The sequence below is a fragment of the Hallella multisaccharivorax DSM 17128 genome (assembly GCF_000218235.1).
Taxonomy (GTDB): Bacteria; Bacteroidota; Bacteroidia; order Bacteroidales; family Bacteroidaceae; genus Prevotella; species Prevotella multisaccharivorax.
In genome coordinates this window covers 2,785,296-2,809,032 of record NZ_GL945017.1, presented here as the reverse complement: position 1 = coordinate 2,809,032, position 23,737 = coordinate 2,785,296, and the positions used below count along the sequence as shown (strand labels likewise).

Genomic DNA, 23,737 nt, shown 5'->3' with positions numbered 1-23,737 from the left:
TTGCGATGTCCCTCTTGCCGTATGGATAAGATTCCCGCTTCCGGCGGCTATCTGAGCAGTCTCCTGCTCAGAGCCCTGACAGGATAATAGACGGCGAGCCACCCTGCCGCAATGACAGTGAGGAAGATGATGAGCACATCGGTATAATGGACACTGACCGGATAGGCCGAGACCACGAAGGCATCGTTGCCGCCACCCATGCTGACCAGGCCGAACTGCTGCTGCAGAAGACAGAGGAGCAGGCCGAGACCTATGCCCACAATAGCGCCGATGACCGAGATCATGCGGCCTTCGAAGAGGAAGACACGCGTGATTTGTTTCTCGTTGGCACCAAGATTGCGGAGCGTCTCCACGTCATCCTTCTTGTCGATGATGAGCATTGACAGTGAACCGATGATGTTGAAGCAGGCCACAATGAGGATGAACGTAAGGAAAATATAGGCCATGAGTTTCTCTATCTCCATGATCTTGAACGTGTCGGCCTGTTGCTCGAACCGGTCTTCCACCTTGAACCGCTTTCCCGCGATGTCCTGCATGCGGCTCTTCACGGCGTCAAAATCGGACCCGGGCTTCAGCCGGAGCTCCAATGCCGTGATCTCACCCTGTGCGTCGAAGACACGGCGGGCAAAGCCCAGGGACGTGAGGATGTAGTTTTTGTCGTACTTGGCGTTGTTGACCGTGAAGACCACGCCGCTTGAGAGCAGTGAGTCGAGAACGAATCCGCTCTCCATATTGCTCATGTCAAGCTGTCCCTGGCGCTGTGGCACGTAGACGCGCAGATAGTTTTTCCAGCGGGCTCCCAGCCCGAGGTCGGCGGCAAGACGTATGCCTGGCGTACCGAACTCGAGATTGGCGGCGTGCAGCTGGAACTGTCCGTCGCCGTAAAGAATGTCGGTGATATGTGTCAGCTGGGCGAAATTGTCGCCCACACCCTTGATGGTCACCATGGCCTGCCGTCCCTGATAGACCGCAAGCGCCAGGTCCTCGTAGGTCTCTGTGGCCACCTCCACTTGCGGAAGATGGCTGATCTGCGTAAGCACAGGGTCGTCGGCAGCCACCGACTTGCCCTTGACAGGCATCACCTTGAGCTGCGGATCAAAATTGGTAAAGAAGCCGGCCACCAAGTCGTGGAAACCGTTGAACACCGAGAGAATGATGACCAGGGCCATCGTCGCCACCGCCACTCCGATGACGGAGATGAGGGAGATGACATTGATGGCGTGCGTTTTCTTCTTGGAAAAAAGATACCGGCGAGCGATAAATAACGGGAAGTTCACTTTTGCTTTTTACCCTTTTACCTTTTTACTTTATTGCCCCTTTACTCTTTCAACAGCTTGTCAATGTGCTCGATATAGTCAAGGCTGTCGTCCTGGAAGAACCTGAGCTCTGGGATGATGCGCAGCTGGTTGCGCACACGCTTTCCGAGATCGTAACGGATGGTCTTCTCGTTCTTGCGGATGTTTTCCATGATCTCGCCGGCCTTCTCTGGCGGAAAGATGCTGAGATAGGCAGTGCAGATGCTCAGGTCGGGGCTGATGCGCACGCGCGTGACGCTCACGAGCATGCCGTGGGTCTGCCGTGTCTGGCTCTGGAAAATCTCTGCCAGCTCTTTCTGGAGCAGGCGCGCTATCTTGTTTTGTCGTGTTTCTTGCATATCAAATGGTCGTTAATGCCCTCAAGGGGTAAGAGTTCTACGTGTGTGGCTTCTATTTGCTCATGGAGGAAGATGGACGCGGAGTCCTTGAACTTCTGCTCATTCTCCGTGGTGAGATAGCGGACTGTGCCTCCCCGCGTCAGCTTACTGTCCACCTCGGGATGACGCTTCAGATAGTTCTGCAGGCTGCTTGCCACGTATTCGCCTTGCGGCACAATGGTCACACCACGCGGGGTAAACTTAAGAATCTTCGGCATGAGGAGCGGGAAATGGGTACATCCCAGGATGATAGTGTCGATGTCAGGGTCTTGCTGCAGCAGCTGGTCTATGCGTTTCTTCACGAAATAATCGGCACCGGGCGAGTCTGCCTCGTTATATTCCACGAGCGGTACCCAGAAAGGGCAGGCCTGTCCCGTCACCTTGATATCGGGCCAGAACTTGTGAATCTCCAGGTCGTAACTGCGGCTCCTCACCGTTCCCTCCGTGGCTAAGAGACCGACATGGTTGTTGCGTGTGATCTTCCCGATGATCTCGGCTGTGGGGCGTATCACTCCCAGGACGCGTCTCGCCACATCCCACCGCGGCAGATCATTTTGCTGAATGGACCGCAAGGCTTTAGCAGAGGCCGTGTTACACCCGAGGATGACCAGCTGGCACCCCAGAGAGAAAAGCTTGTCGACGGCCTGGCGCGTAAACTCATACACCACATCGAAAGAACGCGGACCATAGGGAGCCCGCGCGTTGTCGCCGAGATAGAGGTAATCATACTGTGGCAATAGCTGTCTGATGCCATGAAGGATGGTCAGCCCGCCATAGCCGGAGTCGAAAACGCCGATGGGCCCCGGAGTCTGCGGATATTTATCGTTGCCGTCTGGTTGCATGGCAATCATCTTGACGCACGGATGACGTCGCCAGTAATGTCTTCACCCAAAGCCGGATTGATGAAAGGCAGGCTACCGCCATCGGTATTGACGACGAAAGCAAGTCCTTTCTGCTGGCCAATCCGCGTGATAGCTGCCTGGATGGTCTGCTTCAAGGGGCTGAGAGCCTCTTGAGTGGCTTTCTCAAGAAGCTGCTGAGCCTTTTTCTTAAAAGCCGTGTTTTTCTCTATCAACTCTTGCAATTCAGCCTGACGCTTCTGGCGGATGGAAGGCGCAAAGTCGTGCTGTCCCTCAAGGAAAAGCTCGTATTTGCTATTGAACTCATCCTCCACCCGCTTCATTTCCGCAGCGTATTTGCCGCGCAAGCCATTGAGATTTCTCATAGCGGCGGCATATTCGGGCAGGGCATGCAAGGCACTGTCGCAGCTCAGATAGCCATATTTGAGCTGCGCTGTCTGCATGACGGGGCCGTCGGGCCTGCCGTTCGTGGCAGCCGCAGCCGTCACGCTCTGCGCACTTACGGCAAGAGTTACCATTGCCGCGGAAACAAGGAGAAAGAGTTTCTTCATCATGATCGTGATAAAGGGATAACAGGGCGGCCGGATGACCGCCCTTGAATTGGTTGATGAAAGAGGTTACTTCATCTTGGCAATCTCGGCCTGCACCTTAGAGGTGACGTCCTCGACGGTGGTGCCTGCGTAAACAGCCACACCATCCTCGAAGATGAAAGTGTAGCCCCCTGTGCGGCCTACGGCCTCAATGGCGTTGCGCACCTTGGTCACGACGGGCTGCATGAGATCCTGCTGCTTCTTCTGCAGTGCCTGCGCGTTGTCTTGGTAGGTCTGCTGAATCTTCTGATAAAGCGTCTGGAGCTCCTGCTCTTTCTGCTTCTGCTGAGTGGGATTCATGGTGCTCTTGCCCTTCTCGTAGGCATCGTTCTGACGGGTGAGCTCGTCCTGCATGTTCTTCAGGTCGTTCTCGTAAGTCTTCTGCTGAGCCTGGAGCTCGCCGTTGATCTTGGCAATCTCGGGCAGCGACTGCATGATGTTCTGTGTGTTCACCTTACCGAACTTCTGTGCGAAAGTGGCAACAGGTGCCATCAGCATGAGGAATAATAAAAGCTTCTTCATTGTTGTTTTGTTTTTTATTTGTTGTTTTATTTCCATCTAATGATATTATCATTGAGGCCATTACGTCTCCCGCGCGCATCGTGCGGCGCTTATCTTGCGACGTAGCCGAGTTTACGGAGCACCTCGTCGGAGATGTCTATGCGAGGCGAACCGAAGATGATGGCGGTGTCAGAGGCACAGTCAAGCACAAGACTGTAGCCATGAAGATCGGCTATTTCCTTTACGGCATTATAGATCTCTTCCTGAATGGGTTGCATGAGGCTCTCACGCTTCTTGTAGAGCTCGCCTTCCGGAGAGAAGTACTTTTGCTTAAGGTCGGCGGCCTCCTTTTCCTTCTTCATGATTTGTTCCTGTCTGGCTGTCTTCTGCTCTTTGGAAAGGAAGACGACCTCGTTCTGATAGTTTTTATACATCGTCGAGGCCTCGGTATTCAAAGCCTCCACCTCGGCCTGCCATTTCTTCGTAGCCTGATTGAGCTGCTCATTGGCGCGCTCATAGGCCGGGATATTCTTCAAGACGTACTCCATGTCGATAAGCGCGAACTTCTGAGCACGGGCATTATAAGGTAAAAAGGTAAGAAGACAGAAAGGCAAAAAGAACAATGCCTTTGCCAAAACCTTCCCTTTCATCAATTTGCTGATATGCATGTTTCTCATCATAGTTCTCCCTATAATTATAACTAACTATTGTATGTTTTATCGTTATATGTAAATCAACTCCTTTGGGTTTACTTTCTTTTTACCTTATTAGAACTCCTGTCCGAGGACGAAATGGAACTGTGATCCGCCCTTCCGGCCGTTCACGTTGTCCTTGTCGAATCCATAACCCCAGTCGATACCCATCAGTCCGACCATAGGCAGGTAAATGCGCACACCCACACCGGCAGAGCGTTTCATATCGAACGGATTGAACTGCCGGATCTTGCTCCAGGCATTACCACCCTCAAGGAAAGTCAGACCGTAGATAGTGGTGTTGCCCAAGAGGAAGGGATAGCGCAGCTCCAGTGAGAAACGGTCGTAAGCATAGCCATTGTACGCGATGGAACCGTTCTCGTAACCACGCAGTCCGATGGTCTCCTCACCCCCGTAGGACGAATAGCCGCTCATGCCGTCACCACCCATGTAGAAGGTCTCGAAAGGCGACTCCTTGTACTTGTTGTAGCTGCCTAACAGACCTAACTCGGCACGCGTCATCAAGACGAAGCACTTCTGACCGTTGGTCAAAGATGTGTAGGTCTTCGACTTGAACGACCACTTATGGTACTCTATCCACTTGTACTTCTCCTTCTGCTCACGGACATAGTCGGGGGAGTTGGGATTGTTGGCCAGGTTTTTATAGTCTTTCCCGTCCCACCTCGACCATGGCGGCGTGAGAGTCACGCTGGCGGTAAACTCTGAGCCCGTGCGCGGGAAGAGCTGGTTGTCGGTAGAGGAGCGGTTGAGTGAAAGGCTGAAATTGAGGTTGTTGGCGTTACCATTGTTCATGAGATAGAAATAACGCCAGTTCTTCAACATATAGCGGGTGTAAGCCACTTGTACTGAGAGCGAGAAGTAATCGTCAGGCCAACGCAGACGCTTACCCCAGCCTAAAGATGCTCCGAACATCTGGATGTATTTGTTCGGATCGTAATAGTTCTCGTAGTTGGAATAGTTGTAGCCATAGGAATTATAGCCATACATATTATAATAATAGTTGTTGTATGCCGACTGATTCCAATAGTTGCTGTTGATGTCTGTCTGTTTCGAGTAATAGACACCGATGGAGAACTGGTTCGGGCGCTTGCCTCCAAACCAGTTGGTAGAGTAGGATGCGTTGTAACTCTGATAATAAGAACCGTTGGTCTGCGCGCTGATGGACAGCTTCTCACCGTCGCCAATGGGCATGATGCCACGGTGCTCCTTGTTCTTGCGGAACAGGTTAGCCATGGAGAAGTTGTTCAGTGTCAGTCCGATACGTCCAATGACACCTGTCTGTCCCCATCCAAGGGAGAACTCTATTTGGTCGTTTGACTTCTGTTCAAGCATCCAGTTGAGGTCCACTGTGCCCGACTCGTAATCGGGTTTCACGTCAGGATTGATCTTCTCCGGATCGAAGTGGCCCATGCTCGCAATCTCACGGAAAGAACGCATGATGGCATCCTTGGAGAACAAATCTCCTGGCTTGGTACGCAGTTCACGACGCACCACATTATCGTAGAGGCGGTTGTTACCATAGATGCGCACATGCGAGAGGTGTGCCTGTGGGCCTTCCTGCACACGCATCTCCAGGTCGATGGAGTCGCCCTGGACATTCTGTTCCACTGGCTCGACACTGGAAAAGACGTAGCCATGGTTGTAATAAAGATTGCTTACGGCATCATCATCGGTCTTCAATCGCTTGTCGAGCAACTTCTGGTTGTACACGTCACCAGGTTTCATGCCTAACAATTGCTGCAGGGCTTCAGATGTATAGACCGTGTTACCAACCCAATGAATGTTGCGGATGTAATACTTCTGGCCTTCAGAAACCTTAATCCAGATATTGACATGCTTGGGGTCATTGTTCCACACGCTGTCACCCACGATGGCGGCATCGCGGTAACCCAACTCATTGTATTTCTCGATGAGCTTTTCCTTGTCAGCCTTCCAGCGCTCGGGCGTGAACTTCTTCGCCTTGAGGAACGTGGACAGCTTTCCGGCCTCGTGCGTCTTTGCGAATGCGCCTTTCTTGAATAGGCCGCCTTTAATACGGGAAGCGCTGAGCTGGCTGTTGCCTTCAATATAGATGGTACGGACCTTCATCTTCGACTTCTTGTCAATGATGACATCAAGGATGACCTGATTCTTTTTCGACAGGTCTTCCCTCTGATTGATCTCGATATCAGCATTCTTGAAGCCCTTGTCGTCGAAGTATTTCTTAGCGAGAATCTTTGCACGGTCAATCATATTGGGCGTAATCTGACCGCCTTTGAGGATACCAAGCTTTTTCTCCATATCCTCCCGCTCCGTCTTCTTCAGCCCATAATAGTTGATTGTGGAAATCCTTGGCCTGGGTTTGAGGGCAATATGCAAATAGATTTTGTCACCCACAATGGAATCGGCAGAGATTTGCACATCGGAGAAGAGGCCATGCTTCCAGTAACGTTTCACCGCATCGGTGATTTCCGGTCCTGGCACCGTGATTCGCTGACCTACGGCAAGGCCGGAGATACCTGTGAGCATATAGTCCTCATACCCTTCCATACCCGAAACGGAGAAACCGCCAATGACTACATTGCGCGGTGTCCCCGCGTAAGTAATGTCGGGATGAATGATACGTTCCTGTGCCTCTAAGCCCAGGCTGCATGCCAGGGCAATGATTGCAGCTGCTACTTTTTTCTTATTGTAGTGCATTTTATTCTTTTGAGGTAGAATGCAGGGTGTGCAAGTTTCCCCCGCATTCTTTTTTCATTATTCTTATTCTTTAGCTCTCTCCCTTTCTTCTTTGGCCGAGTGTTCCACCTGTCTCTCTGTTTTCCCGAAACGCCGCTGCCTTTTCTGATAACTCTCTATGGCCGCGTGTAAGTCATCCTCAGAGAAGTCGGGCCAATAGACGGGAGTGAAGTACAACTCGGTGTAGGCGATCTGCCAAAGCAGGTAGTTGCTGATACGATACTCCCCGCCCGTACGGATGAGCAGGTCAGGATCGGGCATGAATGCTGTTTCCAGGTGCTCGGAAACAGTTTCTTCCGTGATCTCAGTCTCCGGCTTCCCTGACGCTTTCCATTCTTCAGCGATCTCTCTGACGGCTTTCGTGATCTCCCAACGCGACGAGTAGCTGAGCGCTACGACCATTGTCATCGCCGAATTGTCGCGTGTATGCTCCTCTGTCGCATGCAGCTTGTCCTGCACATCCTTGGGAAGACGCGCCACATCACCAATGACACGGAAGCGCACATTGTTCTTCATGAAGATCTCATCTTCCAGACTTGTCAACACGAGCCCCATGAGAGCGTGAATCTCGGCCTGCGGTCTACTCCAGTTCTCAGTAGAGAAAGTATACAGCGTGAGATACTTCACACCTAAGCGTACACACTCTGAAGTGATGCGCCTGACGGTTTCCACACCGGCCTGGTGGCCATACGACCGGTCCCTTCCGCGCTCTGTGGCCCAACGGCCATTGCCGTCCATGATGATGGCAATGCTCTCCGGAATGGGTGAGCCAATCTCCCGTGAGAGATGATTACTGCATGAAATCATACGCTTTGTATATGATTTATATCTTTTGTTCTTTCTGTTTGCTATTCCTTGTTACAGTTCAGACACCGTGGAGAGAAGCAGTAGGTCACCGACAGCTGTAGACGCTGGAAGCCATCCGTGTTCTTGAACATGCCACTGCTCCTGATGTCATCGGGATCTTTCACACCATCAAGCCAGTCACTCGTGGAGAAGCAAGTGGCCCACTCCAGTCCGAGATTGACGCGATCACTGATCTTATATTTCACGCCCACGCCGAGAGGCACTGTCATCGCTACACGAGTCTTTACCTTGGTCTTTGCCGCGACAACGCCCATACCGCCCAAGACGAAGGGTGTCAGACGTTTGGCTCCGCGATAATCGCGGCCTGTACCGTATGGCCAGAAGTTGTACTCATAGGCCGCCGTGATGTCGTAGAAGTTGTTGCTGAACGAATAGGCATTGCCGCTGTTGGCCGCATACCATGTCTTGACGTCCTTGGATGAGCCCTTTAATCTTCCAAATCCTATGTTCAGTCGCAGCGCCATCCACGGGTTGAGGTTGTATCGCCCCAAGATACTCGCGGCAGGCTGCAGGTCTTTGGTGAGATTACCGTTGTAATCACCGAGATAACCCGCGAGTCCTGCACCCGCTCCTATCTCCAACCGGTATTCCGGATCGTCTTGTGCTTTAGCGGGTAGCCAGAGCACAACCATTGTGACAAATGCCAGGAGACGGACTGTTGCAACCATGACGAATCGCTTTTCTATTGTTATTTCCTCGATCTGGACCTTGTAAACACGCGCTGGCCCGTGTCCCATCCGAGCTGTGAGAGCCTGCCTGACCACACCTGATCAGAGCCATCACGCGATATGTAGAGAATGTTGTTGCCATCTACTGCCATGCCAAACGCGGCAGCTGTCCGTCCAAACTCAGCAGGCAGCGCGAACAGACTGTTCTTGTTCCACGTCAGCCCCCAGTCAGGACTGGTGTACACCGAAGAGAAGCTTCCGCCCGTAGCGATGATGTTGCCGCCATAGAGCACGGCCTTCATATTCTCCAGATACGGTAGGGGCTTTCTGTTGTATCCGTCCTCATTATAATATGTCCACACCTGCGAGGCATCAGCGTCATCCTCTATTTTACTCCAGCAGACGGTCTTGCCATTCCTGTTGCCGATGATGAGCAGGTTGTAAAGCGACGGATCTACGGTCATGGGCGCAGCGATAAAGCTGACGCTTTTATCAGGAAGCAGCGAAGCGTCCTCATCGAGCTTCTCTTCCGTCCACGTCCCGCCATTAGCTGGTGAACGCATGAGTTTCCCATCGATAATACCATAACGGTATTTTACCGTGGCACCAATGACACTGTCGTTACGCAGAAGACCCGTGCTGAAGTCTACCTCATCCCATGATGAACCGCTGTTGCCGAATGCGTTCAGACTGCCGCCATGAAAGCCTGTCAGCCACACCCGCCCGTCAAGATTAACCAGCCGGCGTTTCTCCAGTCCACCGTAGCCGCGAATGGCAGACGCCTTCCAGCTAAACTGGTTCTCCTCTTCACGATGCACGTTCAGGCTGACCGTGTAGTCGCGCCGAGCGGTGCCTTTCATGTTAACCACACGAATATGCACAGGGGAAGAGAAGTCAATAGAGTCATTTGACGAATAGTAGGCAATGCTGTCCTTTCCTTCCAGAGACTTCAGCACTAACAGGATGGTACCGCCGTTCATGCTCTTGATGGTTGCCAATACATGCTTTGTGTCGGTACCTACAGGAAGTGAATCGGCGTTTGATATGGTGCAGCTCTGTTGGTCTATATCGAAAGCGTAGGTGCTCGCCGAGAACGTTGAGGTATACGTCGAATCGGTCACGCCGTTTTTTGCCTTGGTGTGATGTATCTGCTTGAGGGTACCAAGGGTAAACGATGTGATGGCTGTGTCGGTATAGTAAGTCGTGTCGCTGTCATCGTTATTCCTCAAACATGAGGCGAACGTGGCCAGTGACACTATCATAACAACGACGTGCGAAAACAATTTGCTCATTGCGCGTAATTTCTTTTTAGCTGCAAATTTACTAAGATTAGTGCAATTACGAGCGGTTTTTCCTTTTTATTATGTTTTTTAATACAAAATGGCAGCTTCAACAATGCCAACAAGAAGCAATACGGAACAAAAGGAAAAGGCAGTACAATCACTTGCACCGCCTTTTCTGGATTAATGTCTTCATCAAAAAACATCAATGAGGACACTAAACCTCAATTTACCTTAAAAATCTATCAAACTACTAACCTAATGAAACTTAAATAGATATCATCTCACGATGACGGTTGCAAATTTAAGTATTTTTCCTTATACTTCCAAATAAATAGAGCACTATTTTTTACCATATTACTCTTTTTTAATGATTTTCCCATCTTTGAGTCGAATGACGCGTTGATTTCTGGAACCACGAAAGGCCAACGTCACATCACGCAAGGCTTCCACATACTCACCATCGACAATGACATCCGCATAGTTCAGGATCGGCCTGAGCTTTGGATCGGCCTCTATTTGCTCTATCGTAAAGCCTGTATAGACCCAGATATCTTTTCCTGGCATGCTTTCCTTGATCTCTTTCGCCAATGCTGCCACGTCATCAGGAGAGCACAGGGGGTCTCCTCCCGAAAAGGTAATGCCCTGAATGTAAGGCTTTGACAGCTCGGAGAAAAGATAATCATGCGCCGATTGGTCAAAGCGACGTCCGCCCTGAAAGTCCCAAGTCTGCGGATTCTGGCAGCCTTTGCAATGGTGTGAGCATCCTGCCACCCACAGAGTGACACGAAGACCCTCACCATTGTTGACGTCACAGCTGGTAATGTCAAATATCCTCATTCTTATTAAATATTCGGCATCGGCGCAGCCACTTTCTTGTTTTTGTCCGTGATAGACTCGGCACCACAAGCCTGACACACTGTCTTTTCCACATTCTTCGTCTCATTGGCGCGGGCAGTATTGACAAACGAACGGATATGCTTCACGCGATCTCCCACCTCCGCCTGCTTGCCGAGATTGAAGTTGTGGTAATCAGTAGTAAGGTATCCGGTGACGCGGCGCAGCCGGCGTATGTTCGTAGAGCCGCAGATGGGACATGCATCGTTGATCTCATCGGTATAGCCACAATCCATGCACGTGTCGTTGGGCACATTGATGGCAAAATAAGGAATATCCTTGTCCATGGCATAGTCGATGATCTTCTCCAAAGCACCCACATTGTGCTTGGTGGTTGACGGCAACTCCACATAAGTGATACAGCCAGCAGAAGAATAGCCCGTGAGTTGGCTCTCAATGTCAATCTTCTCAAACGGCGTCATCTGCTCCCAGACGGGCACATGGATAGAGTTGGTGAAGTAGTCGCGGTCGGATACGTTCTTGATGATACCGTATTTGGCCTTGAACTTATTCATAGCCGTGTAGCAAAGATTCTCGGCGGGAGTATAGTAGACGCCGAAGTTGAGCTTATACTGCTTCTTAAACTCAGCGCAACGGGCATTGAAGAGCTGTTCGATGCGCTTGGCGAGTGCCATGCCCTTAGGCTGGGTATGGTTACAGCCGATGAGCAGCTGCAGTGTCTCGGCCAATCCAAGCTGTCCCATGGCGAGTGTACCGTGCTTCATGGCAGAGCGGATGCCCTCTTCAGGAATATATCCCGCCATAGTGTGGTTATCCCACATGAACGGCGCGGTCTTGGGATCTTGCGAGCAAATCCAATTGAAACGCTCAATGAGCATATCTTTAGCCTCGTGAATCTTCTGATCGAGAAGTTTCATGAACTTCTCCACATCGCGTCCTGCTTCCATGGCGAGCGTCGGCATGATAATGGTAGTAGGGCAGATATTGCCGCGGCCGTCTTTCAGTTGTCCGAGACCATTGATGTCCCAACCGTTGGCAGTGCGGCACCCCATCGTTGAGAAGTAGGTGCGCGGATCCTTCAAATCGAAATTTGCATTGCCACTCCAGTTCACGTTGGCATAGTTAGGGTACAAGCGCTGTGAAGTAGAGCGCAAGGCAAGCTGCTTAAGGTCGTAGTTGGGCGTACCGGGCTTGTCGTTGACACCTTTCATATATTGGAAAATGCCACACGGGAAGATAGGCGTATTATGATGGAAGCCGATACCTTCAAGGCTGCCCAGCAACAACGAGCGTGTCACAAGACGGCCTTCCTCCAAGGTGCAGGTGCCGTAGTTGATGGATGTAAAGGGCAGCTGGTCACCCGAACGGCTCTGCAGCGTATTGAGGTTATGATACATCGCTTCCACGGCCTGATGCAGTTCCTGAATCGTATCGCACAGTGCTGAGTTGTAGTATTTGGGGTCAAGATGCTCCTTGTTGGCCAACGTGAAGTCGCCTTTCGTAAGCCGTGTCTTGGCGAAGAAGCTCTCCTTCACGATGTCGGACCAGTGCTCGAAGGCTGAGCGCGTCACGCCCACATTGTCGCGATAGGTCTCATCATAGAGCGAGAGAAAATCGGTGTCAGCGAATTCCTGCTGGTCTTTAGCCCACGCCGTGATGTAGTGCTTGAAGAATGACTTGCGGAAATAAGGCACCATGGTCCAGTCGAGATGCGTGGCAGACACACCACCAAACTGATCGAGGCTCTGCAACTGGAAGATGACAGCCACGAGTTGCATTGCCGTATTGAGTGATCCAGCCGGACGCACATCACCCTGACGGGTATGGAAGCCTTTGGAGAGCAGGTCGTCGAAAGGAATGGAAAGGCAGTTGTGGAAGCCGATGGCATACTTATTGAGGTCGTGAATGTAGATCTCATTGTTTTCATGGTTGCGCCGTGCCATGTCCGACATGCAATGATCGAGCGCGTACTGCTTCTCATAAACATTGGCTGCCTCACCGGAACGGCCGCCACCGGAGTACTCGTCGATGTTTGCATTCTGGTTGACCACGTTCTTGGCCATGAGCTTTTCCTCATAGACTCTCTTCACGCGCTGCTCACGCTCCAACTTGTGTTGGTAGCGATACTCGCAATAGGCAATCACCGCACGTGTCTCTCCTTCCTTGGCCAGCACTTCTACGACAGTGTCCTGAATGTTCTCAATCTCAAAGATTTCGGTCGTCGGGAGATACTTCTCCTCACACAATGCGAATACTTTGTCAGCATACTTCTTCGCTGTTTCCTCATTGTCTCCCTCATGGCCTATGGCATTGAGGTCTTTCAAAATGGCGACTTGAATCTTTGTCAAGTCAAACGGCACTACCTTGCCGTCCCGCTTTTTTACTTGGATCATGGCTGTTTTTAAATATGTTTAGTGGGCGTTTTCGGGAAACTTTCTCTCTTTTCCGGATGGCAATGTTTTCCTTTTTAGAAAACTTCGCTGTCCTATGCTTGCTCCGAAGTTGCCGCTTTTATTTGTTTTACGCCTGCAAAAGTAATAAAAAGATAGATAAGTTGGAACACTTTTCCCATCTTTTTTTTGAACTTTTTTCCATCCTTATGGTTCCCCATTTCTTGTTGTTTGGTAATCAATCACTTATCGCAAACTGCTCCAACAAAAGTACAGACAACAGGTGAAAAAGGATTGAAGACGTGGTAGCCAACAAGCAAAACAGGCAACAGTCTCGCGACCATTGCCTGCATATGTGAATTACGTTTAATTCATTTTTGCTTTGAGCTTGATGAAGGTTTCCGCCTCACGGCGTCAACCAACGATCTTGCATCAAAATGTTACCTGAAAACTAAAAACCAATCTTTAACCTAAAAACTAATTACCTTTGAACCTAAAAAACAATCTATCAAAACCTAAAAACTAAAAACCTATATGAAAAATCTACTAACTTGTTCTATTTCTATGATCAGAGGTATTACCCTCTGGATTACATGTGCAAAGGTAATACGTTTTCCGAAACCTCACAAATGTTTTCCTATAAAAACTTCCTTATTTATGTTATTATTGATATAAATCAAAGTCTTGTGTACGTACACAATGATAAAATAACACTTATTTAGCACTCTCCCTGCCTTTTTCCGTCGCAGAGTAGCTAATGCGATACGCCTTTGCTCGCCGGAGTGCCTGCTTCACGTCATTGATAATACCCATACGTGTGCCCCTATCGGCCTTGATAGAGACCGTCATCTGTCCCTGATCCTCCGGTGACATGCTGTTGCGCTCGGCAGCTACGTAATCGGAGAGCGATGCTGCCGAGGTGAATTTGTCATTCAACTGGATACGTGTACCATTTCCATAGACTTTGCGAAGGTCAGCACTCGGGCGCCCTATATAGATATAGGTGACGGCAGTCTTCTTTGTCAGCCGCGTCAGCTCCGTGCCCTGGGGCGTACGAAACTGCACTTTCACGGCAACCTTCTGCATGTGAGTCACAATCATGAAGAAGAAAAGTACGGAAAAGATGAGATCCGGCAGCGAGGCGGTGTTCAGCCCCGGCACCTCATGCCGCCGACGTTTAAACATCGTCATTGTGCGCCTCCTTCCACATTATTAATATATTGCTCAGCGATGCGCTGCGGACACGCCTCCTTCACTTTGTCACGCTGAGCCGATGACAGGGCATCATAGTTTCGGCCGAAAAGCCGGAGCGCCGTGCGATTCCTCAATATACGATAAGCCGCCACCAACTCGTTCTGCATGGAAAAATAAGCATCGTAGCTGGCCTGGGGGTTTACGCTGACAGTGATGAGATGGCGCCTACCCACCCGCTGTACGAAGTCCTCCACCTTGTAGCGCAGCTGGCTCACCTGAAAAGGCTTGCCGTCGACAAGCAGGCGGTTATCAGGTGTGATGGCGAGCCGCAACGTCGTGCCCTTCTCCACAAACGACTCTTGCATGTCGTCCTTACCTGTGGGAGAGAGCTGACGCTGAAGACCCTTGTCAATGTCCATGTTTGTCGTCACCAGAAAAAAGATGAGCAACATGAACGAGATGTCAGCCGTCGACGTCGTGTTCAGCCCTGGCACACGGTGCTCCTTATGACTAAACCTCATGCCTGCGAATGTATTTAGTGGCACCATAGATGGCCACAGTAACGGCAGCGACAATCATCAGCAGCGAAGTCGCCACAAACATGTCGGAGACTCTCAGCCAAAACGTATCGGTAAAGGGAAGGCCATTGATACGCATGGGAGCCGTAGAGCCACACAGAAACGTCAGCACAAGCAACGTTGCCGTACCGCCGGTCACTATCATACCGATTTTTCTCACAGGAATATTGTTGACCACACGCTCACCGCCACCCGTTGTCCGGAAACTTCTGACAAGTGACCATGCCGCCACGCCGAATGTACCGATCGTCAATAAGAGTGTCAATATCATCAGCACGTCGGTGAAGAGCGGTGCGTTGAAATTGCCGTTGTCCTCATAAGGCCGGTTGAAACCCACCAGCCAGAACAGCACAAAGACCACTACAATGACACCTGTGATGACGTAGAGCACCCGCGAGGGAAGCTTTTTCTGATTCATCTTCATGCCTCATTCCTCCTTGCTGGCGTGCTTATACTTGGTGATGGCATCCATGAGCGTGATGGCTGACTCCTCCATTTGCGCAGTAAGATGATCGATCTTTGAGAGGATATAGTTGTAGAACAGTTGCAGGATGAGTGCCACGATAATACCAAAGATGGTAGTGATGAGCGCCACCTTCATACCGGCTGCCACAATGGTCGGACTGATGTCGCCCGCCGTCTGTATCTGGTCGAAAGCCATCACCATGCCCACCACGGTGCCGAGGAAGCCGAGTGAAGGAGCCATGGCAATGAAAAGTGTGATCCACGAGCATCCCTTCTCCAAGTTGGCATCCTGCACAGAACCGTAGCTCACGATGCTGCGCTCAATGTTGTCCATCTTCTCATCAATGCGCTCCAGGCCCTGGTAGCAGATCGAAGCCACGGGGCCGTGTGTGTTGCGACACTGCTCCTTGCCGCCTTCAATGTCACCCACCTTCAGCTTTCCGGTGAGATCAGCCATGAACTTCTTGGCATCAATCTCCGAAAGACTCAGATAAATGATGCGTTCGATACAGAAAGCCAGGCCCAGTACCAGGGCAAGGGCTACAAACGACATGAACCCGGCATTGCCCTCAATGAACTTTGTTTTGAGCGATTTATAAAACCCCTGGCTCTCCTCTGCCGGCATGCCGCCGTCGCCGGCCAGGTCTACCGAGGCTTGCGTGCTGTCAGCGCCCATGAGCGCACTGTCGTCGTCAACACCCGTAGTGTCTGTCGCAGCCTGTGGCTTTGCTTGCACCGTCTTATCGGCAGTCTTTGGTGCGTCCGCGTTCTTCGCAGTAGCCGTGACCGCCGGTTTGGCTGTCGTGGCTGAAGGTTTCTGAGCCCGCACCAAGGTGCAGGAAAAAATCAACAACGTGATGAATAGCTTAATCTTAGACATAATGCTTCAAAATTACGGCAAAGTTACGCCAAAATACGCGTTGCGCAAAGGAAAAACATTTAAAAGATATTATTGTTGCCTCCACACCGACATAACAATATAATCTATGGTGACACCTCAGCTCATTCCGTAAGGAAAAATCCGTCGTCATCGTCTCTCCCCGTGTCCTGTCTCTTGGGTTTGGGCAAAGTCTTGAGCTTTCCGTCCTTGTCGAAGAGCCCGTAGGTGGTACGGAGCACACTGAACTCGGTGCGCCGGTTAAGCTGATTGCAGACCTCCTGCTGCTTAGGATCTTTCAGGGCCTTGATGAACGGCTCGGTGAGCACATCGCCCTCCTTGAGCCACGGATAGCGTGAGGCAAGACGGCGGTTGACCTTTCGCGGCCGCTCCTTGCCGTAACCCACGGGCGTGAGCCGGTCGGCAGCGATGCCGTGACTGATGAGATAACGGATCACTGACTCTGCGCGGCGCTGCGATAGCCTTTTGTTGTATTCGGCTGAGCCCACGTAGTCGGTATGCGCTGCCAGTTCGATGGTGACATTGGGATTATCGTTAAGGATGGTGATGAGCTGGTTGAGGGCGGTTTTGGAACTGTCGCGCAGCGTCGCCTTGTCGAAGTCGTAGAAGATGTTGTCTATCAGCACGGGAGCCGAGATATTGGCCAACGCAAACTGCAGCGTGGTGTCACGTGACTCCTTGGGATGGGCCAAGGCCCTCAGTTCCTCTTTATGGTTCAGATAACCCTTGCAGGCGGCCAGGAAGAGATAGCTCACGCCGGGCGACAGTGTCTTCGTGAACGAGCCGTCGCTCTTGATGGTAATCCTCTCGTTGGTACCGTCGTCACCGATGCAGTAGACCTGTGCCTGAGGCAGTTCGTAGCCGTCAATCTCGTAGACCCAGCCCTTGACAGTCTGCTCAATCTCCGGATTGACAAAGGAATAGAGGTGGTCCCATCCGCGCGCGTCGCCACGGTTGCTGGAGAAGAAGCCACGGTTGTGCGGCCCCTCAAAGGTCATGCCGAAGTCGTCGCCCTGCGAGTTGAGCGGATAGCCTGGGTGCGAGAGCGCCGTCTTGCCGCTCTTGTCCCTGTGCGCTACGAATATGTCGTAGCCGCCGAGGCCCTGGTGTCCGGTACTGGAAAAATAGAGGTCGCCGTTGGGCCGAAATGTGGGGAAGGCCTCATCACCAGCTGTATTGATGGGCTCACCAACGTTCTCCACACCGCCGAGGCCGTGCGCGGTGATGCGTACACGCCAGATGTCGAGACCTCCCAAGCCTCCGGGCATATCGCTGGTGAAGTAGAGCCACTCGCCGTCGGGTGAGATGGCCGGATGGGCGAAGCTGGAGAGGGTGTCGCGGGTCACCTCCACCGCCGTGGGTTTACTCCATGACGCATCGGCGCGCGAGGACTTCACGATCTTCGCATAGCGTGGTGACGAAGGGTTGGTGACACACTGTGTGAGATACATCTCACGGCCGTCAGGCGTAAAGCAGCAAGCGCCTTCGTCATAAGCCGTGTTGACACCGGTCACCGGCTCCGGCTTACTCCACTTGCCTTTGTCGTCTTTCGAGGATCGGAAGATGTCGCCAAACTTCATGCCTGTGATACCGCTGAGGTCGTCGCCTTCAGCTTCCTTGCGGGTCGACGTGAAGTAGATCTCGTCGGCATTGTCGCCTAAGAGTGCGGGCGCATAGTCGGCGCGTCGTCCATTGAGCGCATCGACGCGTTTCACGGTGTAACGGCTTCCAAGCTCCCTGACAGCGGGGGCGCGCCGCGCCGCCTCCAGTCCCGTCTTGGCAAGGGTGTTGTCGGGCATGGAGTCAAGGACGGCCTGAAACTCCTTGGCCGCTTCCTGGTAGCTGCCATTCTTCATCAGCAGCTGTGCCAAGGCGAGATGATCGCCGGCCTGGTCGGCATGATAGCGCACGGCATTACGGTAGGCCACGATGGCCTTGCCCGTCTGCAAGCTCTTGTCATAGCAGGCGGCCATGCGGCGGGCTATGGCGCCACGGGCGCGGCGCTCCTTGGGCGGCGTCTTCTGATAAGCCTGCTTGAAGTCGGCGGCAGCGTCGAAATACTCTCCCAAGGCGAGTTTCCTCTCACCTTGCTTCACGTATTTGTCGGCCCCACACGAGGCGAGCGACAACACGACCAGAACGATGATCGCCAATCTCTTCAGCTTCAACTGTTCTTCACCTTGATGATTTTCGTCTTCGGCAGTTCCTTGTTTCTGAGGTTGACACGGGTCACCACGGCCTGAGCCAGACTGAGGAAAGCCTGACCCGTCATGCTGTCAGCGTCGGTGGCTGCCGGCGTCCCCGTGTCGCCACTGTCACAGATACCCTGTACGAGCGGTATCTGGGCGAGCAACGGCACGTTCATCTCCTTGGCGAGATTCTTGCATCCGTCCTTGCCGAAGATATAGTATTTATGGTCGGGCAGCTCCTTAGGCGTAAACCATGCCATGTTCTCCACGAGGCCGAGGATAGGCACGTTGACCTTGTCGTTGGTGTACATGTCGATACCTTTGCGCGCGTCGGCCAGCGCCACTTTCTGCGGCGTGGAGACAATGACCGCCCCCGTGATGGCGAGTGTCTGGAGGAGAGTGAGATGAATGTCGCTGGTCCCCGGCGGCGTGTCAAGAATGAAGTAGTCGAGATCGCCCCAGTCGGCATCGGCGATGAGCTGCTTCAGGGCTGCCGTAGCCATGCCGCCGCGCCAGAGCGTCGCTGTGTCGGGATTGACAAAGAAGCCAATGGAGAGAAGCTTCACGCCGTATTTCTCGACGGGCTCGATAAGGTCGCGCCCGTCTTTCTTCACGCCATAGGGCTGCACCTCCTCCACACCGAACATCTTCGGCATTGAGGGACCGAAGATATCCGTGTCGAGCAGGCCCACCTTGTAGCCGAGACGGGCCAGCGCGATGGCCAGATTGGCCGCGACGGTGCTCTTGCCCACGCCGCCCTTGCCGGAGCTCACGGCGATGATGTTCTTCACTCCGGGCAGCAGTTTTCCCACCTCAGGGCGTGGCGCTGACTTATATTCGGTACCGATTTCCACCTCCACCCCCTCGCCGAGCCTGTATTTCAGCGTGGCTTCGGCAGACTTCAGGGTCGACTTGATGAACGGGTCGGTATCGCGTGGGAAGATGAGCGAGAAGCTCACCTTGTTGCCATTGATGCGCAGATTGTCGGCAATCATTTCACTTTCCACAAGATTCTTCTTCGTACCAGGATAAATAACGGTAGCAAGAATGTCGCGGATCAGTTTCGGATATAATGTCATAATATCTTTTGTTATTTTAATAGGAATGACAAAAGTAGGCATATTCCCGTAAAAATACAAATAAAAACTAAATATTTTAGATGTCATAAGATTAATTAGTACCTTTGTGACATCATGAAAATTTGGCAACGCTTATTGTCCGTTGAACATGCAATGAAGAATCATCACATCTTTTATATCCTTTTCCTGCTGTTGGCGCCGATCTCCGTCAAGGCTCGTCCGGAAGTGCTTTACCCTGGCAGCGACATCTCCTATACGGCGCAGAAGAATTACGCGCCTGTGGTGGACAAAGCCCTGCAACTGATGGCCGCTGACCTGAAGAAGACCGCCACGGAAAGCCGGAGACGCGCGCCTAAGACCGAACTGCTCATTTTCCAGCTCGACATTGCCAACAATAAAGACATGAAGACGCTGGGCGAAATGCGGGCGCCCATCTTAGACATCATTGCGCGCAAAGACGCTTTCTGGCTCGGCCGCCGCGGCGACCGGACCGTCATTGTGGGCAGCAACGGGCGCGGCACCGCCTATGGCATCCTGCGCTTTGCCGCCACTGCCGGCAAGGGCCTGAGCGAGAAAGGCGAAACGCAACTGCCGTCGGTGGAATACCGCGGCATCTCACTCGAAGGCCAGCGCCTCACTGATTACCGCCGTCTCTTTGAGCAGATGCTCCGCCATCGCGCCAACCTGCTGTGCGAAGGATGGGACAGCGGCGAGGCCCCCGCACACTTCGCGCATGGCCTTCGCGCCTTAGCCGACACCTTCGGCATCGCGCTCGCCACGCCGCATGGCGCCCACACCCTCCACCTCCAGGAGCAGAAAAAGAGCCTCAGCGTCGACATCGGGTGGGCTGACGACAACTACGGATACATCGCACCGGCTGACGGCAATCCCGACAAAAACTGCGGCGCCGTCTATCACTTAGCCTATGCCGGACGGCCACACAGCTATCTCTGGCTCTGCACCACACAGCCCGCACTCATCGCCAACGAGATGACGACGGCTTACCGCAGGGGCGCCGACCGCATGTGGATGGCCGTGGTCTACAATCCCGACGTGGCGGCCTACCAGCTCAGCCTGTTTCTCGATATGGCCTGGAATATAAAAGCCGTGAATCCGACAGATGTCAGCGGCCATCTCTACGGCTGGCTTGCGGCCAACTTTAGCCGGCGCGCGGCCGACGCACTGGTGAAACCCCTCGCACAATACTTCCGGCTCACGACCATCAGGCGGCCGGAGATGATGGACTTCACCCAACAGAAGGCTTCGTCGCGCCACAACCGCAACGGCGACGGCGGCGTAGCCAACACCGAATTCAACGCCGAGGAGTTTGGCAATGAGCTCGAACGCTACCTCAACCGCTACGACGAGGTGTGCCAACAGGTGCTGTCAGCCCGTCAGCTCGTCGCCGACCGCGACTCCGACAAGTTCTTTATCCTGGTGGAATATCCTGTCTACGCCTCCGCACAAATGGCTGTGAAGATGCTCGAAGCCCAGGAGTCGCGGCTCATCGCACGGCCCGAGAGCTTCCATCACGACAGCGAGGCCCTGGAATCGGCAGTGCGGAGCATCCGCGCCTACCGCAAAATACAGAAGCTCACCTCACGCTACAACAACGCTCAGGCACGCCTGCGCCGCAACACCATAATGGACGCCGCGCCGCAAGGCCTCACCGTCTTTGGCAAACCACAGCTGACCGACACTCTCAGCGAGGCGGAAATCAGGCTGTATGACGACTACGCCCACAGCGATGCACAGTTAGTCAACGACAACTGCATCATCAGCCACGCCGCCGCGTATGCCGCTGCCAGCTCTGGCGCCACCACCATCGACATGCTCGGACGCTCCATGCGCGCCGTGGAGCTCAGCCGTGGCGACTCGCTGACTTACCGCTTCGTCTCCGACACCACAGGCGGCACGCTGCGCCTCGGCTTCGTACCCACCCAGGCCCTCGACGGTGGCATGTCGCAAGCCAGTGTGAGCATCGACGGCGGAGCACCCCGCACGGTCATCATCACCGATGGCTCGCGGTCTGACCGATGGGCCGATGGCGTGATGCGCGGACAAGCACGCATCAGCCTTCCCATCGCACTCAATGCCGGTTCACACACGCTCGTCGTCAAAGCCCTCAACGATCATGTCGTCTTCGATGAATGGATGATCGACAACGACGCCGACCGGCAGTTCTACGTCTTTCCCATCGAGCCAAAGTTGCCATAAACAAGGCCAACGCGTCAATACTGTAATCGCATCGCAAGATAATTCTAAAAAAAAACTTGTTGAAGATGAAGAAGTTACCTTGTCGGTGTATGCAGAAACCATACCGTCATAACCTTCAATCTCCATCTTAGCTCCGACACCTGTTTTTGACATAACCCAATAGCCCTTACAGCCGAAGGTCTTCATCTGGTCAATATACGCTTGAAAATTTTGACTTCTTTCAATGATATTCTCTTTAGGAGATAACTCAAAGTCTTTTAAAGTAATGATATTTTTATTCATATAAACGTAAGCGTCTCCGCGATTGCGTATTGTAGCTGAGACAATGAATGCATATCTTTGTATCCAAATAAGAAAAGCAAGATATGTGTGAAACAGCTAATGAGCGTTATGAACATGCTTTGACTATCTTTGAGAATAATGTCAGGCAAGGTATTCCAACGAGGTTGTCTTCGATATGTCGTGAGAACAGAGTATATTACCGTGGCATGTTGAAATGGCTTTATAAGACCGGTCGCAACCTGTCAGACATCCGTAAAGACATTAAGAGCGGGTCCAAGTCCGAATCACTGTCCCATAGGGGCTCTGCCTTTGTTGAGATGATAAATATTGCCGGTGATGATAACACCGCTTCATGTTCTCATACCTTACATAAGGTGCATATTACAATTGGCAGTGATCTTAGTCTTACCATTGATGAAGCTGATGCCGGATCATTGGCAGAACTCATAGTAAAGCTCAGGAAGGAAGCAAAGGTATGTTCGGACTAAACGACAGCATGCACTATTATCTTTGTACACGCAGTGTTGATATGAGGAATGGAATCAATGGCCTGTCCAAAATAGTACGCCAGGAGATGGGGCTTGCGCCATTAGGTGGTGGCATTTTTGTCTTCTTTTCCAGAAACAGACAGAGTGTCAAGATCCTCAGATGGGACAGAGACGGTTTCATTCTTTATCAAAAACGTCTTGAGCGAGGTACATTCGAGATGCCATCCGTAAATATGTCCATAGGACGCACGGAACTGCCCTGGAGAACGTTTTCTCTCATCATGCAGGGAATTTCCACCAAGTCTGTAAAATACCGCAAGAGGATGAATAATATTGATACTTAGATATACACACAACGTGTTGATTACCAATAAAATAATATCAAAATAGTAGCTAAAATCCTTTGTCGTTGCGTAATTTTTTATTACCTTTGTAGACGTAATGACAAGCAAACAGATCATAGAAGACCTCAAAGACGTAATAGCTTCGCTCAAGTCGGAAAACGAGATATACCGGCTTGAGCGTGAAGCGTATCGGCTTGATCGCGAACAGGACAAGCACCAGATTAACGCGCTGCTGGCTATGATCACAGACCTCAGAAAAGAGATTAAATCCCTCCATGAGGCCATAGATGCCAGAAATGCTGATCTGACAAAAGCTGAGAATATAAACAAAGGCCTTTCAAAGATTATCAGCAATAAGTCTGAGAAACGGCAGCTGAAGCCATCTGAAGAGGACAGAAAGACGCTGGAGGCTGCCCGTGCTGCTGCAACTAAGGCACGCGGCAACAACGGGGCTAAGAGGGACTTGCATCCAGAGAATGCTGCCCACATGACGATAGTATATGTCACACCCGATGATCCGGACCTCAATGTTACTTTGGCCAAACTGACAGGAGGCGCAGATCAGAACGGCAACCAAATGCATATCTTGAGAGCAAGAGATACCGTTATCATAGAAGATTTATGGAAATGGTCCTCTATCGTGCTCCCCTGTACAAGCAGAAAAAACATATGTATCGTGGAAAGGCTCCCGGGACTCTGTTTCTCAATTCTTCATATGAGTCTTCTGCAATATCCTTCCTCATGCGAATGCGTTTCGGCTATGGCATGACGGTAGAGAGCATCTGCTGCAACTAAGGCACGCGGCAACAACAGGGCTAAGAGAGACACACACCCAGAGAACGCAGCACACACAAGGATATCTATG

The 23,737-nt window shown here is 52.0% G+C and carries 23 protein-coding genes; 4 read left to right on the top strand and 19 right to left on the bottom strand.

Going from position 1 to position 23,737, the window contains the following annotated elements; translation table 11 throughout:
- Positions 1-47 precede the first annotated feature (47 nt).
- The 18 genes from PREMU_RS11970 to PREMU_RS11880 all read right to left on the bottom strand — a co-directional run bounded on the left by PREMU_RS11970 (position 48) and on the right by PREMU_RS11880 (position 19,541).
- Complete coding sequence (locus PREMU_RS11970) at positions 48-1,277, bottom strand: FtsX-like permease family protein (RefSeq protein ID WP_007575662.1); 1,230 nt, start codon at positions 1,275-1,277, stop codon at positions 48-50.
- A 41-nt stretch (positions 1,278-1,318) separates the two neighbouring features.
- Positions 1,319-1,654: a 30S ribosome-binding factor RbfA gene (gene rbfA, locus PREMU_RS11965; RefSeq protein ID WP_007575661.1), complete on the bottom strand. Its 336-nt coding sequence runs from the start codon at positions 1,652-1,654 to the stop codon at positions 1,319-1,321.
- Positions 1,627-2,544, bottom strand: coding sequence for a glutamate racemase (murI, locus tag PREMU_RS11960; RefSeq protein WP_007575660.1), 918 nt, complete (start codon positions 2,542-2,544; stop codon positions 1,627-1,629). Before murI ends, rbfA begins: the two co-directional genes overlap by 28 nt.
- Positions 2,541-3,104, bottom strand: a complete 564-nt coding sequence (locus PREMU_RS11955; protein WP_040559031.1) for an OmpH/Skp family outer membrane protein — start codon at positions 3,102-3,104, stop codon at positions 2,541-2,543. The genes murI and PREMU_RS11955 overlap by 4 nt, the downstream gene beginning before the upstream one ends.
- 66 nt (positions 3,105-3,170) lie before the next feature.
- Positions 3,171-3,665 (bottom strand): OmpH/Skp family outer membrane protein, encoded by a 495-nt coding sequence (locus PREMU_RS11950; protein WP_007575658.1) that lies wholly within the window; start codon positions 3,663-3,665, stop codon positions 3,171-3,173.
- Positions 3,666-3,754: 89 nt separating this feature from the next.
- On the bottom strand, positions 3,755-4,324 hold the full coding sequence (locus PREMU_RS11945; RefSeq protein ID WP_007575657.1) for an OmpH/Skp family outer membrane protein: 570 nt from the start codon (positions 4,322-4,324) through the stop codon (positions 3,755-3,757).
- Positions 4,325-4,411: 87 nt separating this feature from the next.
- The gene (locus PREMU_RS11940) at positions 4,412-7,036 is read right to left on the bottom strand and encodes a BamA/OMP85 family outer membrane protein (protein WP_007575656.1); all 2,625 of its coding nucleotides are present in this window, start codon (positions 7,034-7,036) and stop codon (positions 4,412-4,414) included.
- Positions 7,037-7,099: 63 nt separating this feature from the next.
- Complete coding sequence (locus tag PREMU_RS11935; protein ID WP_007575655.1) at positions 7,100-7,882, bottom strand: isoprenyl transferase; 783 nt, start codon at positions 7,880-7,882, stop codon at positions 7,100-7,102.
- 41 nt (positions 7,883-7,923) lie between these two features.
- Positions 7,924-8,610 carry a type IX secretion system protein PorG gene (gene porG / locus PREMU_RS11930; RefSeq protein ID WP_007575653.1) on the bottom strand — a complete coding sequence of 229 codons (687 nt, stop codon included), beginning with the start codon at positions 8,608-8,610 and terminating at the stop codon, positions 7,924-7,926.
- Positions 8,611-8,630: 20 nt separating this feature from the next.
- Positions 8,631-9,902, bottom strand: coding sequence for a DUF6242 domain-containing protein (locus PREMU_RS11925; RefSeq protein WP_007575651.1), 1,272 nt, complete (start codon positions 9,900-9,902; stop codon positions 8,631-8,633).
- Positions 9,903-10,247: 345 nt separating this feature from the next.
- A complete protein-coding gene (gene nrdG / locus PREMU_RS11915) occupies positions 10,248-10,730 on the bottom strand; it encodes an anaerobic ribonucleoside-triphosphate reductase activating protein (RefSeq protein WP_007575649.1) in 483 nt (160 codons plus the stop codon).
- Between the two features lie 5 nt (positions 10,731-10,735).
- On the bottom strand, positions 10,736-13,141 hold the full coding sequence (gene nrdD, locus PREMU_RS11910; protein ID WP_007575647.1) for an anaerobic ribonucleoside-triphosphate reductase: 2,406 nt from the start codon (positions 13,139-13,141) through the stop codon (positions 10,736-10,738).
- Between the two features lie 711 nt (positions 13,142-13,852).
- A complete protein-coding gene (locus tag PREMU_RS11905; protein WP_007575642.1) occupies positions 13,853-14,329 on the bottom strand; it encodes an ExbD/TolR family protein in 477 nt (158 codons plus the stop codon).
- Positions 14,326-14,853: an ExbD/TolR family protein gene (locus tag PREMU_RS11900; RefSeq protein ID WP_007575639.1), complete on the bottom strand. Its 528-nt coding sequence runs from the start codon at positions 14,851-14,853 to the stop codon at positions 14,326-14,328. The genes PREMU_RS11905 and PREMU_RS11900 overlap by 4 nt, the downstream gene beginning before the upstream one ends.
- Positions 14,843-15,328, bottom strand: a complete 486-nt coding sequence (locus PREMU_RS11895) for a hypothetical protein (protein ID WP_223918620.1) — start codon at positions 15,326-15,328, stop codon at positions 14,843-14,845. The genes PREMU_RS11900 and PREMU_RS11895 overlap by 11 nt, the downstream gene beginning before the upstream one ends.
- Before the next feature lie 9 nt (positions 15,329-15,337).
- Positions 15,338-16,255, bottom strand: a complete 918-nt coding sequence (locus PREMU_RS11890) for a MotA/TolQ/ExbB proton channel family protein (protein WP_007575636.1) — start codon at positions 16,253-16,255, stop codon at positions 15,338-15,340.
- A gap of 122 nt (positions 16,256-16,377) precedes the next feature.
- Positions 16,378-18,441, bottom strand: coding sequence for a PorE family type IX secretion system protein (gene porE, locus PREMU_RS11885; protein ID WP_007575633.1), 2,064 nt, complete (start codon positions 18,439-18,441; stop codon positions 16,378-16,380).
- Entirely contained in the window at positions 18,438-19,541 is a 1,104-nt protein-coding gene (locus PREMU_RS11880; RefSeq protein WP_007575631.1) for an Mrp/NBP35 family ATP-binding protein, read from the bottom strand. The genes porE and PREMU_RS11880 overlap by 4 nt, the downstream gene beginning before the upstream one ends.
- A gap of 153 nt (positions 19,542-19,694) precedes the next feature.
- Between PREMU_RS11880 and PREMU_RS11875 the strand changes: the two genes are divergently transcribed.
- The gene (locus tag PREMU_RS11875) at positions 19,695-21,758 is read left to right on the top strand and encodes a glycosyl hydrolase 115 family protein (RefSeq protein ID WP_040558401.1); all 2,064 of its coding nucleotides are present in this window, start codon (positions 19,695-19,697) and stop codon (positions 21,756-21,758) included.
- Here the strand turns inward: PREMU_RS11875 and PREMU_RS15765 are convergent.
- Positions 21,642-22,040, bottom strand: coding sequence for a hypothetical protein (locus tag PREMU_RS15765; protein ID WP_223918621.1), 399 nt, complete (start codon positions 22,038-22,040; stop codon positions 21,642-21,644). The genes PREMU_RS11875 and PREMU_RS15765 overlap by 117 nt on opposite strands.
- An 83-nt stretch (positions 22,041-22,123) precedes the next feature.
- Between PREMU_RS15765 and PREMU_RS11870 the strand changes: the two genes are divergently transcribed.
- The 3 genes from PREMU_RS11870 to PREMU_RS11860 all read left to right on the top strand — a co-directional run bounded on the left by PREMU_RS11870 (position 22,124) and on the right by PREMU_RS11860 (position 23,641).
- Positions 22,124-22,528: a hypothetical protein gene (locus PREMU_RS11870; protein WP_007575629.1), complete on the top strand. Its 405-nt coding sequence runs from the start codon at positions 22,124-22,126 to the stop codon at positions 22,526-22,528.
- Positions 22,516-22,872 carry an IS66 family insertion sequence element accessory protein TnpB gene (gene tnpB, locus PREMU_RS11865; protein ID WP_007575628.1) on the top strand — a complete coding sequence of 119 codons (357 nt, stop codon included), beginning with the start codon at positions 22,516-22,518 and terminating at the stop codon, positions 22,870-22,872. Before PREMU_RS11870 ends, tnpB begins: the two co-directional genes overlap by 13 nt.
- A 97-nt stretch (positions 22,873-22,969) precedes the next feature.
- Entirely contained in the window at positions 22,970-23,641 is a 672-nt protein-coding gene (locus PREMU_RS11860) for a PspA/IM30 family protein (RefSeq protein ID WP_040558398.1), read from the top strand.
- The last annotated feature ends 96 nt before the right edge of the window (positions 23,642-23,737 follow it).